This is a genomic window from Streptomyces sp. NPDC051987 (assembly GCF_040680735.1).
Classification (GTDB): Bacteria; Actinomycetota; Actinomycetes; order Streptomycetales; family Streptomycetaceae; genus Streptomyces.
Genome location: NZ_JBFAXI010000144.1, coordinates 1 through 13,738, shown reverse-complemented (window position 1 = coordinate 13,738; position 13,738 = coordinate 1). Strand labels below are relative to the sequence as shown.

The 13,738-nt window shown below is 73.0% G+C and carries 13 protein-coding genes; 4 read left to right on the top strand and 9 right to left on the bottom strand.

The window, feature by feature from the left end:
- Window positions 1–88: 88 nt before the first annotated feature.
- Window positions 89–400, bottom strand: coding sequence for a hypothetical protein (locus AB0M11_RS39345; protein ID WP_365713409.1), 312 nt, complete (start codon window positions 398–400; stop codon window positions 89–91).
- Window positions 401–537: 137 nt separating this feature from the next.
- Here AB0M11_RS39345 and AB0M11_RS39340 point away from each other — a divergent pair, with 137 nt between their 5' ends.
- On the top strand, window positions 538–768 hold the full coding sequence (locus AB0M11_RS39340; protein WP_093502087.1) for a DUF4287 domain-containing protein: 231 nt from the start codon (window positions 538–540) through the stop codon (window positions 766–768).
- A 96-nt stretch (window positions 769–864) separates the two neighbouring features.
- Here the strand turns inward: AB0M11_RS39340 and AB0M11_RS39335 are convergent, their stop codons facing one another.
- The 4 genes from AB0M11_RS39335 to AB0M11_RS39320 form a co-directional block, all read right to left on the bottom strand.
- Complete coding sequence (locus AB0M11_RS39335) at window positions 865–1,725, bottom strand: Bax inhibitor-1/YccA family protein (RefSeq protein WP_365713407.1); 861 nt, start codon at window positions 1,723–1,725, stop codon at window positions 865–867.
- Window positions 1,726–1,920: 195 nt separating this feature from the next.
- Window positions 1,921–3,099: a 4-hydroxybenzoate 3-monooxygenase gene (locus AB0M11_RS39330; RefSeq protein WP_365713405.1), complete on the bottom strand. Its 1,179-nt coding sequence runs from the start codon at window positions 3,097–3,099 to the stop codon at window positions 1,921–1,923.
- Between the two features lie 226 nt (window positions 3,100–3,325).
- A complete protein-coding gene (locus AB0M11_RS39325) occupies window positions 3,326–4,000 on the bottom strand; it encodes a hypothetical protein (RefSeq protein ID WP_365713403.1) in 675 nt (224 codons plus the stop codon).
- An 86-nt stretch (window positions 4,001–4,086) separates the two neighbouring features.
- Complete coding sequence (locus tag AB0M11_RS39320) at window positions 4,087–5,997, bottom strand: hypothetical protein (protein WP_365713401.1); 1,911 nt, start codon at window positions 5,995–5,997, stop codon at window positions 4,087–4,089.
- A gap of 367 nt (window positions 5,998–6,364) precedes the next feature.
- On the opposite strand from AB0M11_RS39320, the gene AB0M11_RS39315 reads away from it, so the two are divergent.
- The 3 genes from AB0M11_RS39315 to AB0M11_RS39305 all read left to right on the top strand — a co-directional run bounded on the left by AB0M11_RS39315 (window position 6,365) and on the right by AB0M11_RS39305 (window position 9,294).
- Window positions 6,365–6,721 carry a helicase associated domain-containing protein gene (locus AB0M11_RS39315; RefSeq protein ID WP_365713399.1) on the top strand — a complete coding sequence of 119 codons (357 nt, stop codon included), beginning with the start codon at window positions 6,365–6,367 and terminating at the stop codon, window positions 6,719–6,721.
- A 294-nt stretch (window positions 6,722–7,015) separates the two neighbouring features.
- Window positions 7,016–8,305 (top strand): LysM peptidoglycan-binding domain-containing protein, encoded by a 1,290-nt coding sequence (locus tag AB0M11_RS39310; protein WP_365713397.1) that lies wholly within the window; start codon window positions 7,016–7,018, stop codon window positions 8,303–8,305.
- Between the two features lie 419 nt (window positions 8,306–8,724).
- Window positions 8,725–9,294, top strand: coding sequence for a hypothetical protein (locus tag AB0M11_RS39305; protein ID WP_365713395.1), 570 nt, complete (start codon window positions 8,725–8,727; stop codon window positions 9,292–9,294).
- Window positions 9,295–9,748: 454 nt separating this feature from the next.
- On the opposite strand, the gene AB0M11_RS39300 is transcribed toward AB0M11_RS39305, so the two are convergent.
- The 4 genes from AB0M11_RS39300 to hisC form a co-directional block, all read right to left on the bottom strand.
- On the bottom strand, window positions 9,749–10,321 hold the full coding sequence (locus tag AB0M11_RS39300; protein WP_365713393.1) for a transcriptional regulator: 573 nt from the start codon (window positions 10,319–10,321) through the stop codon (window positions 9,749–9,751).
- A gap of 4 nt (window positions 10,322–10,325) precedes the next feature.
- Window positions 10,326–12,044, bottom strand: coding sequence for a helix-turn-helix domain-containing protein (locus AB0M11_RS39295; RefSeq protein ID WP_365713391.1), 1,719 nt, complete (start codon window positions 12,042–12,044; stop codon window positions 10,326–10,328).
- Window positions 12,041–12,349, bottom strand: coding sequence for a helix-turn-helix transcriptional regulator (locus tag AB0M11_RS39290; protein ID WP_365713389.1), 309 nt, complete (start codon window positions 12,347–12,349; stop codon window positions 12,041–12,043). Before AB0M11_RS39290 ends, AB0M11_RS39295 begins: the two co-directional genes overlap by 4 nt.
- A gap of 128 nt (window positions 12,350–12,477) precedes the next feature.
- Window positions 12,478–13,551, bottom strand: a complete 1,074-nt coding sequence (gene hisC, locus AB0M11_RS39285; RefSeq protein ID WP_365713387.1) for a histidinol-phosphate transaminase — start codon at window positions 13,549–13,551, stop codon at window positions 12,478–12,480.
- Between the last annotated feature and the right edge of the window lie 187 nt (window positions 13,552–13,738).

Sequence of the window (13,738 nt, the reverse complement as noted above, 5' to 3'; positions counted from 1 at the left end):
AGAAGGGGCGCTGCGGTGCGCCCCGTCAGGGGCGCGGGGAACTGCGCGAACGGCCCCCACGCCCCCGCACCCGACAACGCACCGGTCCTCACACCCCCGCCCTCTTCTGGGCCTCCTCCACCAGCCGCACCGCGTCCCCCACCTCGGCCTCGCTCTTGAGCACCACCGCCAGATCGTTCCCGGCCACCGTGATCTGGTCGGCCACCGCGAACATCCCCGCGTCCGGCATCTCCCGGCTCGCGGCGCCCGGCTCCTCCACCGCCTGCGCCCACCGGGCCAACTCCCGCGCCAGGCCCAGCGCCTCCGCGGCGGCCCCCCGCTGCAGCCGGCTCTGCGGTGCCGCCCTCAGCTTGTCGGCGAAATGCTCCACTGCACGGGTAAGAGGCGTCGTATCAACCACGCCGCGAGCGTAACGCCTCCCGTCGGCTCTCCCGGCAGAACCCGGCTGTCCTGTCACGACTGTTGCCAACACGCCAACACTCAGGCACGGTGACGTGAAGGACCGGCTACAACCCCCTTTGCGCACCGGAGGCGCCGATGTCCCAAGTCTTCTCCGAGGAGACCCATCGCAACATGCTCGCCCGCATCCCCCACTGCACCGGTCGTGAAGTGTCCGACTGGCTGCGCACCGTCGACGAAGGCCCGGCCCTCTTCCGCTTCGAGGAAAAGGTCAGCTGGCTCCGCCACGAGCACAACCTCGCGTACGGCCACGCGAAGGCGTTGATCCACGAGTACGACCTGAGGAGGGCCGCGCGCAAACTTCTCTAGGCGCGCACGCACACAGACGGCGAAGGGCCCCGGGGCGTTGATGCCCCGGGGCCCTTCTCAGCTCACTTCAGCTCACCTGGGGAGCGTGCCGTCGCGCTAGTCGTTGCTGCTGAAGATCGCCACCAGACGCAGCATCTCGACGTAGATCCACACCAGCGTCATGGTGAGGCCGAACGCGGCCAGCCACGCCTCGTTCTTCGGGGCGCCGTAGGCGATGCCGTCCTCGATCTGCTTGAAGTCGAGGGTCAGGAAGAACGCGCCGAGCAGGATCGCGATGATGCCGACGAGCGCGCCGAGCGGGCCGAAGCTGCGCAGTCCGCCGTTCTCGGCGACGCCGAACGCGACCAGCAGCAGGTTGACCGCCATGACCAGCACGAAGGCGATGGCGATGGCCATGCCGACGCGGGCGTAGCGGGCGGTGACGCGGATCCAGCCGGCCCGGTAGACCAGCAGTGTCGCGGCCGAGACCGCCATGGTGCCGAGCACCGCCTGGAACGGCGCGCCGCTCCACTGGCTGTTGTACATCTCGCTGATGACGCCGAGGAAGACGCCCTCGAAGGCGGCGTAGCCCAGGATCAGCGCGGGCACCGGGGTGCGCTTGAAGCTCTGGATCAGGGCGAGGACCATCGCCACGATCGCGGAGCCGAACGCCAGACCGAAGCTGGTGCTGGAGACCGGGAGCAGGGCCCAGGCGAGGACCGCGCCGACGGCGACCGTGCCGAGCGTCAGCGCGGAGCGCGTGACGACGTCGTCCATGGTCATCCGGCCGGTGGTGGCCGGGGCCTGCGGCGGGGCGCCCTGCTGGAGGTCCTGCTGGGCGTAGGGGTTGTTCGCGTAGGGATTCTGCGCGTACGGGTTGCCCTGGGCGTACCCGGCCTGCGGCGCGGTGTTGAAGCCCGCGTAGCCGTTGTCGCGGCTGAACCCCCGTCGCGAGAAGACCGGGTTGCTGCTCCTCATTTCACTCCTCCATGGCCACCCTGCGTGGCCTTGGCGTCAAGAGTAATGGATTGGCAAAGGAATGACCCTCCTACCTGCGGAGGATCTTTCCCGCGCCGTGCTGCGCAACACGCTACGTGGAGCCCTGATTCCCGGCTACGGAGGGCTTCATTCCATGACGAAGCCGGAACACGACCGGAACCGGCCGGAGATCGCTCAGGCGTCCAGCGGAAAGCCGGTGTAGGCCTCCGCCAGGTCGGTCTCGGCGGCCCGGGAGGAGGCGATCCGGCCGAGCCGGGCCAGCTGGAGCCGGGCGTCGAAGGCGGTGTCGGCGGGACCGGGGTGGAGCATGCTGGTCATGTCGTAGGAGAACCGCTCGGCCTGCCAGACGCGGCGCAGACAGGTGGCCGAGTAGGTCTCCAGCAGCTCGGGCGAGCCGGTCTCCCGCTCGTGGACCAGGGCGCGGGCCAGGGTCACCACGTCGCCGACCGCCAGGTTCAGCCCCTTGGCGCCGGTCGGCGGCACGATGTGGGCGGCGTCCCCGGCGAGCAGGACCCGGCCGTGCCGCATGGGCTCGTGGACGTAGGACCGCATGGGTGTGACCGACTTCTGGGTGATCGGGCCGCGCTCCAGGCGCCAGTCGTCGTCGGTCTCGAAGCGCCGCTCCAGCTCGTCCCAGATCGCCTCGTCGGTCCACTCCTCGGCGTCCGTGCCGGCCGGGACCTGGAGGTAGAGGCGGGAGACGGACGGGGAGCGCATGGAGAGCAGGGCGAAGCCCCGGTCGTGGCGGGCGTAGACCAGCTCGTCGTGGGAGGGGGCGACATCGGCGAGGATGCCCAGCCAGGAGTAGGGGTAGGTGCGCTCGAAGACCTGGGAGAGCGCGGCCGGGAAGGCCTGGCGGGCGACCCCCCAGAAGCCGTCGCAGCCCGCCACGTAGTCGCACTCCAGGACATCCTCACGGCCCTCGTGCCGGAACCGGATCCGCGGCCGTTCGCTCTCGGCGCCCTCCACCGCCAGCGCCTCCGCCTCGAAGAGCAGCGGGCCGCCCTCCTTGAGCTGGAGGGCGATGAGGTCCTTGCAGACCTCGGTCTGGGCGTAGACCGTCACGGACCGGCCGCCGGTGAGGCCGGGGAAGTCGACGCGGTGGCGCCGCCTGGCGAAGCGCAGCTCGATGCCGTCGTGGCGCAGGCCCTCGCGGTCCATGCGCTCCCCGGCGCCGGCCGCGCGCAGCACGTCCACCGTGCCCTGCTCCAGGATCCCGGCGCGCTGGCGGTGCTCGACGTAGGCGCGGTCGCGGCTCTCCAGGACGACCGAGTCGATGCCCGCGTTGTGCAGCAGCCGCGCGAGGAGGAGCCCGGCGGGTCCGGCTCCGATGATGCCGACGGTGGTGCGCATCGGTCGTTCCCTTCCGTGGCCGGGCGTCGTCGCCCGGGGTTTTGAGAGTAGGACGTTCGCCAGGGCGTTCGCCTGTACAGTCGCGTTCGTCTGGTGAAATTTTCTTCACCTTCTTCCTCCGAGTCTGCGTCCGGTCGTCACCCGTGTCAATGGAGGGAGCACGTGGCAGGCCGCCGGGCCCGCGGGAGGCGGTCGCGGGCCCGGCGGCCGGTGGTGCGCGGACGGGTCAGTGGCCCGGCCAGCCGTCCAGGTGACGGTGGAGGGTGACGTCCTTCTGCGGGTCGCCCTTCGGGGCGTTCGCGACCGCGTCGTGCAGGACGCCGGTGACCTCGGCGGCGAGCCCGTCGACCTGCGAGCGCAGCTGGTCGGCCGGCAGGGTGGAGCGGGTCAGCTCGTCGAGCCGGCGGTGGATGTCCGCGAGCTTGTCCTGGGTGGCCTGGTCGAAGCGCAGCGCGGTCGGCGTGGAGACCACGAACTGGTAGGCCCCGGCGAGGGTCTGACAGCCCGTGCACTTCTTGTTGGCGGCGTCGCTGAGGTTCACCGCGTTCAGGTGGGTGTGCTCGCCGGCGATCGTGACGATCTGGAAGGAGAGGGCCACCGAGCGGCAGTGGTCGTCCGCCGAGCAGCCGGCCGAGACGGCGTTGGCCTGGTTGCGTACGCCGGCGGCGTTGACCGTGCCGAACTGGCGGACCGTGAAGGAGTCCCTGGCCTGGGTGTGGTGCCCGCGGTCGGCGTGGCTGAAGACGTGGTCGGAGACGACCGCGGCCTGCGGGGCGAAGGTGGCCGCCTGCGCGGGTACGGCGGTGGCCGCTCCGGCGACACCGGCGGCGAACAGGCCGATCCGGACGGCCCGCCGGGTGAGCGGACCTGAGGTGGTGCGTGGTTTTCGGTGACTGCTCATGGAGTGCTCCTGTGCTCCTGTACTGCTGCGGAAGGTGGTTCGGTGCCGCCGCCCGTCAGGACGTGAGGACGCGGCGGGGCCGCCCGTCAGGACGTGGCCGGGGCCGGGCTCGCCGAGTCGCTGGCCGGCGGCGGGGACGGGCTGGGGGTCGGGGACACCGGGACGCTCTCCGACGGGATGGGCGTCGGGGACGCCGGCACGCTCTGTGGCGGCGAGGACACCGGCACGGTGACCGGCCCCCCGCTGGCCGGCGCCTGCGACGCGGTGGGGCCGCCCTGCCCGGGGCTGCCCGCCACCGACGCGGAGGGCGAGGCGGAGGCGGACGCCCCGTGCGACGGTTTCCCGGCCGAGGGCGCGGTGCTGGTCCCGGCCGAGCCGGACGGCCCGCCGGGTGCCGTGTCCGAGGGGGCACCGGGGTCCTCCGGCCGGTCCGGGGTCGAGGCCTGCCGGGCCGGCGGCGGCTCCTCGGTGGGCACCCCCGGCTGCAGGATCGGGGCGATCGGCGGCTGCTTGGGCAGCGGCTTCGGGGTCACCCCGGACATCCAGGCGTAGCTGAGCCCGGTGAGCCCGGCGAGGGCGAGGGCGCAGATCGCCAGCCGGAGCTTCGGCCGGCCCGCCGTGGAGCGCTGCGCGGCCCGGAAGATCCGGCCGCCCATCTTCACGGACAGGTAGACGACACCGGCCATCGGGCACAGCAGCATCACGCAGCCGATCGTCCCGACCAGCCCCTCGACCACCTGGCCGTGCACGAACGCGCCGCCGGTGCCGAGGAGCTGCTCGGTCAGCGAGCGGGTCATCGTGGTGAGGATGCGCGGCAGGTTCCACAGTGCGTAGCCGAGTTCGCCGATGATCAGCGGGACCATCGTCAGCACCCAGGAGGCGACGATGGCGCGGGCCGACTTCTTCAGCCCGGCGACCTCCTGGCGGGCCCTGTCCCCCCTCGGCCCCGGCACCAGGCCGAGCAGGATCGGTCTGATCTTGCCGTACAGGTCCGGGACCCCGGCCAGGTCGCCGAGGATGTAGTAGCCGTCCAGCCGTACGGCCGGCATCAGCTGTTCCATGATCTCGAAGTGCCCGAGGTACACCGTGGCCAGGAAGAACTGGGCGCCGGTGGCGAAGTAGGCGCCGGTCATGGCCAGCATGAAGACGACGTTGAAGTAGACGCCGCCCAGGTCGGTGCGGAGCCGGCCGGCCCGCCCGATCCGGTACACGTCGGTGACGTCGGTGTACATCGAGGGCCAGATGAGGAAGAGCCCGCACCCGATGCAGCCGGGGCGGGCTCCTCCGTATCTGCACGCGGAGGCGTGCCCGAACTCGTGGAAGACGAGGGAGGCCACGGTGAGCACGAAGACGACGAGGATCAGGACCGGCTGGTCGAGCACCTCCAGGACGGGCTCGATCGCCCCGAAGAACCCGAACAGCCAGACGTCCATGGCGACGGCCGAGCCCAGCACCAGCGCGACCACGGCCGGCCGGTGCAGCCACGCCAGCGAACGTGCGATCTTCGCCGTACGCCGTTCGTTGAAGATCACCCGGTGGCCCTTGAGAGCGAGCAGCAGGTCGGAACGCGGGGCGTCGACCTCGTCGTCCTCCTGGCCCTCCGGGACCGTCACACCCAGCGGTTCCAGCTTCTTCTCCACGAGGTAGCGGATGTTCTCCCCGCTGACCTCGCGTCCGAAGCGGGCGCTGACCCGGTGGGCGATGGCCTCGGCATCGCGGACGCCGTCGACCGACGACGCCACCAGGTACAGCAGCCTGGACAGCTGCACGACCTGCCCGTCCCCCCGACGGGCGATGTACTTGGGCTCGGTGAAACCCGACCCCTGGTACTCACCGTGCAGCCGCAGCCCCGCACTCAGCCTCGGCACCGGCGACGGCGGGTCGGCGGCCGGCAGGTTGCCCGTCACCACCTGCTCGTAGGTCACCGGCCAGCCGCCGGGTCCGGGCACCGGGCCCGTGTCGTACAGTGCGGCGGCCCCGTCTCCGAGCACCGTCATGTGTGGTCTCCCCCCGGATCCCCATGGTGTCCCCCCCGGTAGCCGGGAGCGGGCCCCCCGGGGGCCGCGCGGGGGGGGGGCGGGGGGGGCGCGCCCCCCCCCCCGCGGGGCGCCCGGGGGGGGGGGGGGGCCCCCCGGCCCCCCCCCCCGCCTCCCTCCCGCGGCGGCGCGGCCAGTCTGCCGACCGGCCGCGCCGTTCCGCGTCGTCCAGGGGATGCCCGTGGATTCAACCTTTCGGTTGAACGCCCAGCGTCTGAGGGGGAGATGACAGGCCGTGAGCCTCGTGGGGGTCCGTCGCGGTGAGCCTGGGCCGTTGCGTCGAGGAGATCTCCTGCGCGGAGCGGCAGCGGGTCCGGAAAAAAAGGGGGTGCCCCGACGGCGTGTCGACCGGGTGGGGGACCTCCCCGGTCAGCACGAACTGGTCACGGGTGCGCCCCTGTCGCAGGACGCCCGATGGAACGCCGACCGTGCGGCCGCCCGTCAGTTCCACGCCCGCGAAGGGCGTCTGGCCGTGCCCCGCAAGGCGGTGGAGACCGTCGACGGTGCCGAGCACAAGCTGGGGGCCTGGCTCGGCAACGCCCGTCGCAGGGCCGTGAAGCCCGGTCCCCAGCGCCGCGCCGGCCTCGACGCCATCAACATGCGCTGGTGGCCGGTACCGGCCGGACGTGACGGTGGCCCGCCCCGCGGGATCCGGGACGGGCCACCGGCGTGTACGTGGTCATGAAGGGCGGTCGCCTGCGCGGCGAAAGGCTCCATGAGGCATCGCCGGACGATCGTCCTCATGGGCAATGGGTGAGGCCCGGGGACACTGTCCCCTCCACGACCACTGCTGTCTGTAACGCGGACAGACGGCCCGGCATTCCTGCCCGCCCGTCTGCTACGGGGCCGTGCGCGCATACGTGCGCGTTGTCGTTCGGTTGTCCGCACCTGCTGGAAGGTTCTCGCTGGTCAAAAATCCCGCCCCTATCACTGAGATGCCACCGCGCACCGGCGCCTGGCAGACAGGGAGGGGTTCGACGTGGAGTACCGCCGCCATCGGCCGGGCACGCGCCGCCACGGCCTGCACAGCGGTCCGCTGGGGCGGGTGCCGGCCGCGCTGGTGCTGCTGTGCTGCATGGCCGTCCTGGCTGTCCTGGCCGTCACAGCGCTCCGGCCCGTCACCGCCCGGGCCACGGCACGTCCCGCCGCCGCTGCCCCGGCCTCCGCCCCGGCGGCCGCGCACCCCGTCCGCGCCGTCCCGCACCCGGCCCGTCCGGCACGCCGGGCCCGTCCGGCCCGCCACCGGGCGGCCGCAGCCGCGTCGCGGTCCTTCCTGCGGCTGCGTCCGGGCGACACCCTGTGGGCCATCGCCCGCGGCCACGCCACCACGGTCGCCGCGCTGCAGCACCTCAACCGGCTGGGCCGCTCCACCCTCATCTACGCCGGCCGCACTCTGCAGCTGCCCGCCGGGCACACCACGGCCGCCCGCCGCCGCCCCGACCCTAGGGCCCCGCCCGTCACCCGGCCCCGCGCCGCCCGGTACACCGGCGCGAGCGCGCACCGCAGAGGCGCGAGCCCGTCCTCCGCCGCCGCCTCCGCCACGGCGGCAGCCGTAACGGCAGCGCCTGCGCCGCCTGCGCCGCCTGCGCCGCCTGGGCCTTCTGGCAGACCCACCACTGGTACTGACGCCCCGGCGGTCCCTCGCCGCCCCGTCCCTGCGACACAAGGAGACCATCTGATGACCGCCGGCTCAGCCGCGGACGGCACCCGTCGCCGCCTGCCGTCCGCGCTCCCCTTGGCTGTGGCCGTCCTGGCCGTCCTGTTCGGTGCCGCCCTGCTGGCACTGTCCTCGGCCGGCTCCGCACACGCCGCCGGACAGCCCGAAAAGACGGCCATGTCCCTGGCCGACGTGGGGCCCCGAACGCCGCAGCCGCCCGACGGGCCGGCATCCGGGCCGGGCACCGCGTCGCCGAGAGACCACGCGATCGCCACGGCCGTGGACCTCATCCGCAAGATCCTCGACCAGCTCAGGCCCGACCTCAAAAAGACGCTGATCACGCTTCCCGGGCAGGACAAGCCCGTGAGCGTGGCCAGCAGGAGCACCGTGGGGATCGGGTTCGCCGTGTCGGTTGGCCACAACGACCAACCGGAACTGAAGATCCGGATCACCGTCGCGGGCGCAGCGGCCCAAGGCGCCCTTGAGGTCCTGCGGACTGACAAAGCTGCCATCGACACGATTCTGCAGACAGCCGGCCTGCCCGCACTGGGCAAGGACGTGAGGGACCTGAGCGGCTACAAGGTGAACGGCGTACTGGTGCACGCCGAATAGGGGCTGGCCAACGACCCGGTCATGAACCAGGGCGACATGGTCATCGGCAGCAGCAACGGCATCTGCTCCGGCTACGAGCCAGGAGCGTGGAAGGAATGCCAGCTGCTGCTCGTGCACAAACACGCGATCCCGGCCGTGGGCCTGACCTATCCGAGTCGGGACGGCAACAGCGACATCCCCGTCGACATATGGCAGTACCTGGGCGGGGTGAAACCGGAAAACGTCGCAGCGGTAGAGGCGTTCATGACCGCAAAGAACCTCTCCCGCGGCAGGAGCGCCGTCATCGCAGCTCTCCGCGAACTCAAGAGGTCCCGCTACGCGGCACCGGACGCAGACACCCGTTCCCTGGTCACCTCAACCGCACCGCCCTCCGCCCCCGCAGACATGGCCGGCCCGCAGGGGTCCCCGACAACTCCGGCGTGGGCACAGCGCTGCGCACACCACCCTCACCCGCCCCACAGGTCCAGACACCCAGCCACACCGTCCTGCCCGACAACTCCAGCCTCGGCACAGCCCTGAACACCCCGCCCACCCCCGCACCGCCGCCCGCGCAGCTCCCCCACACCAGCGCCTACACCTCCGACCAGCCCACCACCACGACCGCGACCTCCGACCAGCCCGCCACCACGACCGCGACCTCCGACCAGCCCGCCACCGTGAGTCAGCCCGCCACGCCGGTCGCGGCTCCGGTGCCAGTGGCGGTGCCGGTCACGGACAATCAGCCGGCCCCGGCGAGTCAGCCCGCCCCCGCCACCGCCTCCCAGGACAATCCACTGACCGGGATCCAGACCGGCATCCAGAACTTCGTCCAGCAGCGGATCACCGACACCCAGAACGCGATCGGCAACGCCGGGCAGGCCTTCAACAACGCCGCGGCCCAGCCCAGCGCCAGCAGCATCGCGGCACTCACCGTCGCCGGCGCCGGCGTCGCCCTGCAGCTCGGCATGGACGCCGGCACAGCAGCCGCCGCAGCTGCAGCAGCCGGTTGAAGAGGCTGCCACCGGCACGGTCACCGGCAAGGAGGGGCGCGCCACGGTGAGCGTGCCCGGGAGGTGAGGCGGCCTGGAGACCAGGGCTGCGGGCCGAGTGTCTCAGCATCGCTCTTCGGCAAGACGCGGACGGCACCGCGCGCGATGCGCCCTACGCCCCGGGCAGCCCGTGCGGGGTCACGGTGAATGTCACGCTGGTCTCCCGGGAGCGGGAAGGTCACGCTCCCGGGGGCGCCGCACTCCGGGCACTCACGGAGGCGAGTGCCGGGCCGGATGGCTCTGCCGGTCCGCTTGATGGCGGCCCCCCCGAAAGGTGATGGCGGCGCGGCATGCTGCGGCCCGGGCAGGTACGGCGTGAGCGGGAGGTCGCCGGGCCTGCTGCGGCAGGACGTCGAGCTCGGTCCGTCGACTCCGCGCGGGGAGGATCGCGGACAGGTGTGCCCTTGTGCCGACTTCAGGCGGCGAAGCCGATGTTGGTGACGTACTCGTACTGGCCCCACTGGGAGCCGAGGTCGACGACCTGGTCCACCCACGCCTCGTCGAGTGCGGCATCGTCGTCGGCGGCCCACGCGGCGATGATCCGGTCCCAGCGCCGGACGTTCATGGTCCTAAACGCGACCACGCGCTGGTGGGGGTGGAAGACGCCGGACTGGTCGAGGGGGTGGATCTCCACTCGGGTCCCGCGGCCGTCGCGGTTGAGGCGGGCGAGGAGGTAGCGGGCGACGTTCTCGCGCCGCACGGTGCGGTAGGCCTGCTCGATCGCGGCGAGGCTGGCGCGGGAGGGTGAGCGGGTGCCGGCGAGCCAGGCCCGGATGGTGCGGGGCGTGGCGGTCAGGCCGGCCGCGCGGGCGGCGGTGCGGGCGTGGTCGGTGCGGGTGAGGTAGTGCAGGCGGGCGAGCAGGCCGCGCCGGGCGGTGATCGGGGTGGCGATGTAGCCGGCGAGCGCGTCGAGCCGGCGGGCGACGGCTTGGTGCCCTTTGATGCCGCGGGCGCCGTACTTGCCGAAGTCGATGGTGCGATCGGGCATCTCGTCACGCCTCTTCGGGGGTGGGGGTGCCGGCGTCGCCGACGGTGTAGACGTCCTTGACCTTGACTTCGCTCACGCCGCGTCCTTCGGGGAAGACAGTCTGCCAGTCGCCGGCGACGTGCAGTTCGTCGGTGCCCATGACGCGGATCACCATGAGGCCTTCGTCCCAGGCGCGGTGGGCCTTCCACCACAGGTTCGCGAACGCCTGGGAGCGGATGAGGTGCATCCAGTCGGTGCGGTACAGCTCGCGGTTGTAGTTCGACTCGCCCATGGTGGAGACGAACTTGGAGTACATGGCCTTGACGTACTCCAGCGTGACGTCGTCGCCGTCGGCGATCGCGGTGTCCCTAGCGTCTTTCAGGGTGATGCGGAACTTCTCCAGCAGGCCCTCGGTCGCCCCGGACGTCCACGACTGGTGGATCACCGGCGGGTCGCACAGGCCGTACTTCGGGCCGGAGATGCGCAGCAGCAGGCGCAGGGTCGGCTCGGTCACCCACAGCGGGCCCGGTTCGTCGCGGCTGCCGATGGGGTGGGGCAGGACCGCGTCGTGGTCCCAGTCGGGCGGGGTGATCAGGTGGACACCGGCGCGGCGCCGGTCGTGCTGGTTGCCCTCGGAGTGCTCCAGCTGTCCGAGCGGCAGGTGTGTCTTGAGCGCCGACAGGTACGCCCCGTTGACGTCCAGCGCGGTCACCTCGTGGACGCCGGCCGGGAGTTCGGGGCGGGTCCACTTCGGGCGGGCCTCCCAGATCTGGTCGGCGCCGCGCGCGGTCTGCTTGCGCAGGACGTCGGGCAGCCAGGGGTGGGCGACGATGTCGTAGCGGCCGCCGAGGCGGGACTGGTCCAGCAGTTCCATCGCGTCCGGGATCGCCCGCTTCACCAGCGCCGCCGTCGCGGCCGTGACGTCCCCGCCGTGCTCGGCGAGCGCGGCCGCGACCGCCGAGGCGATCCGTCCGGCGAGCGGGTCGGGGGCGTCGGCGGGCCGCACCCGGCGCCCGGCCGCCACGACCCCCACGCTGCGCGGCCCGGGGCCGGGCCCGCCGGTACGGCTCCGGCCCCGGTCACGGCCCCGGTCACGGCCGGGCGCGGTCGCAGCAGGGGCAGACGCGGGGGCAGGCGTCGGGGCGGGCGCGGGCATCAGGCCGGGTGCCGGAGCCGGCCGCGCGGCCACGGGCGCGGGCGCGGGGCTGGGTGTGGGTGTGGGGCTGGGTGTGGGTGTGGGTGTGGGGCTGGGGGTGCACTCGGCGGCGTCCAGGTGCTGGGGGAAACCGGCGACCTGGTGACGGGCCGGCTGCCCGCACAACACGCACGGCCGCGGCACGGCCAGTTCGTCCTGATCATCGTCGCCGCCGCTCTGGTCGCCGCCGCCGTCGTCGGGGTGGTCTTCGTCGGTGGCGGGCGCCGGGGCAGCAGCGCCCGGGCCGGGGCGGGGGCCGTGAGACTGCCCGGCGGCGGCCGCGGTACCCGCGGCGGGCGCCGCAAGGCCGGTGAGCGTGGCCTTCGCCTGCTCAAGGAAGTACGCATACCGCTCACGGGCCTCGCCGCTCGGGTCACGGCCCTGTTCCCAGCCGCCGACCGTGGACGGGCTCACTCCCAGCGCATGGGCCACCTGGGTGCGCGAGAGACCCAGCGCCTGCCGCAGCGCGCGCCGCTGCTCGGCGGGCGGCAGGTCCGCGGGTCTGCGGACGCCGGCCAGGAGTGCGTCGATCGCGTCGTAGTCGGTCATCGTGGCGTTTCCCGGGCGGCGCAGGAGATGCGGCGGGAGGGGGCAGGCGGGGTGCGCCGCCGGTGGGGGGAGAGAGCATCACAGGCACGGGTAGGGCCGGCGAGCAGGTCCAGGGCATCGATCCCGTAATGCGCGGCCAGGGCCTCGCAGTCGTTCAGGCTCCACGCCGCACTGCCGGACTGGCGGCGGCTGATCTGCGTCTGGCTGACGCCCAGGGCGACGGCGAGGTCCGCCTGGGACTCCCCCGCGATCTGCATGAGCGCGGCCACGGCCGCCCGCACGCGCTCGCCGAGCGTCATCTTCATGGGACCACCCTAGACGATCTATGCGTCTTGGGCATGAAAGTTGTGAAAAACGGGGGCTTTTTGTGTTCGCGTCGGGGGTGTGCGGCTTCCGCGCGGACTGCGCGGCCGGTGCGGTGTCAGGGCGGGTCTCATGCCTGCCAGTCGGCTGCGGTCTTCAGCAGGCGGTCGTTCTGGTCGGGGGTGCCGATGGTGATGCGTGCTCCCTCGTCGCCGAAGGGGCGCACCATGACGCCTGCCGCCTCGCATGCGGCGGCGAAGGCCGGGGTGCGGGTGCCCAGGCGCAGCCAGAGGAAGTTGGCCTGGCTGTCGGGGACGTGGAAGCCGGTGGCCCGCAGGGCGCGGGTGACGCGGGTGCGCTCGGCCACCAGGGTGCTGACACGGTGCAGGAGTTCGGGCTGGGCGTCCAGTGAGGCGCGGGCGGCGGCCTGGGCCGGTCCGCTGACGCCGAAGGGGACGGTGCAGGCGCGCAGTGCGGCCGCGACCGGGGGGTGGGCGACTGCGTAGCCCACCCGCAGCCGGGCCAGCCCGTAGGCCTTGGAGAAGGTGCGCAGCACGGCGACGTTGGGGCGGTCGCGGTAGCAGGCGATGCCGTCGGGTATGCCGGGGTCGTCGACGAACTCGCGGTAGGCCTCGTCCAGGACCACCAGGACGCGGGCGGGCACCCGGTCGAGGAAGTCCTCGAGTTCGGCGCGGTGCACGGCTGTGCCGGTGGGGTTGTTGGGGTTGCACACGAAGATCAGGCGGGTGCGGTCGGTGACGGCGTCGGCCATGGCCTGGAGGTCGTGGCGTTCTTCGCGCAGGGGGATCTGCACGGGGGTTGCGCCGGTGGCCCAGACGAGCAGCGGGTAGGCCTCGAACGAGCGCCAGGCGAAGAGGACTTCGTCTCCTTCGCCGGCCGCGGCGCGCAGCAGGTCGCGGGTGACGCCGAGGGAGCCGGTGCCGGCAACGAGGTGGTCGGGGGGCACCGCGAGGGCCTTGGACAGCCGGGTGACCAGTTCGCTGCTGGCGGGGTCGGGGTAGCGGTTGACGCGCCCGAGGTCCTCGCGCAGGGCGGCGAGGACGGAGGGGAGCGGGGGGTAGGGGTTCTCGTTCGAGGAGAGTTTGTCGACCAGGTCGCTGGGGGCGGCGCGGCCGGGGACGTAGCGGGGCAGGGCGGTGACGTCGGCGCGCAGCCGGGGGGCCGGTGCGGGTGCAGGGGGCATCGGGGGGCTTCCTGGAGGAGAGAGGAGGAGAGGGGAGGAGAGGGGGCGGAGGCGGGGGTGGGGCGGGGGTGGGGAAGCTACGGGCCGGTCGTGGGGGGGGTGCGGGGTGCGGGGCGGGTGTGTGGGGGCGGCGCGCGGGGCGGGGTCGGCGCGCGCGCCGGCGCCGGGGGCGCGGGGGCGGTCGCGC

Coding starts and splice junctions, on each gene's coding strand:
- AB0M11_RS39330 (WP_365713405.1), bottom strand. CDS start 3,099: ATGCGCACCACCGTCGGCATCATCGGAGCCGGACCCGCCGGGCTCCTC.
- AB0M11_RS39335 (WP_365713407.1), bottom strand. CDS start 1,725: ATGAGGAGCAGCAACCCGGTCTTCTCGCGACGGGGGTTCAGCCGCGAC.
- AB0M11_RS39320 (WP_365713401.1), bottom strand. CDS start 5,997: ATGACGGTGCTCGGAGACGGGGCCGCCGCACTGTACGACACGGGCCCG.
- AB0M11_RS39290 (WP_365713389.1), bottom strand. CDS start 12,349: ATGAAGATGACGCTCGGCGAGCGCGTGCGGGCGGCCGTGGCCGCGCTC.
- AB0M11_RS39300 (WP_365713393.1), bottom strand. CDS start 10,321: ATGCCCGATCGCACCATCGACTTCGGCAAGTACGGCGCCCGCGGCATC.
- hisC (WP_365713387.1), bottom strand. CDS start 13,551: ATGCCCCCTGCACCCGCACCGGCCCCCCGGCTGCGCGCCGACGTCACC.
- AB0M11_RS39295 (WP_365713391.1), bottom strand. CDS start 12,044: ATGACCGACTACGACGCGATCGACGCACTCCTGGCCGGCGTCCGCAGA.
- AB0M11_RS39340 (WP_093502087.1), top strand. CDS start 538: ATGTCCCAAGTCTTCTCCGAGGAGACCCATCGCAACATGCTCGCCCGC.
- AB0M11_RS39325 (WP_365713403.1), bottom strand. CDS start 4,000: ATGAGCAGTCACCGAAAACCACGCACCACCTCAGGTCCGCTCACCCGG.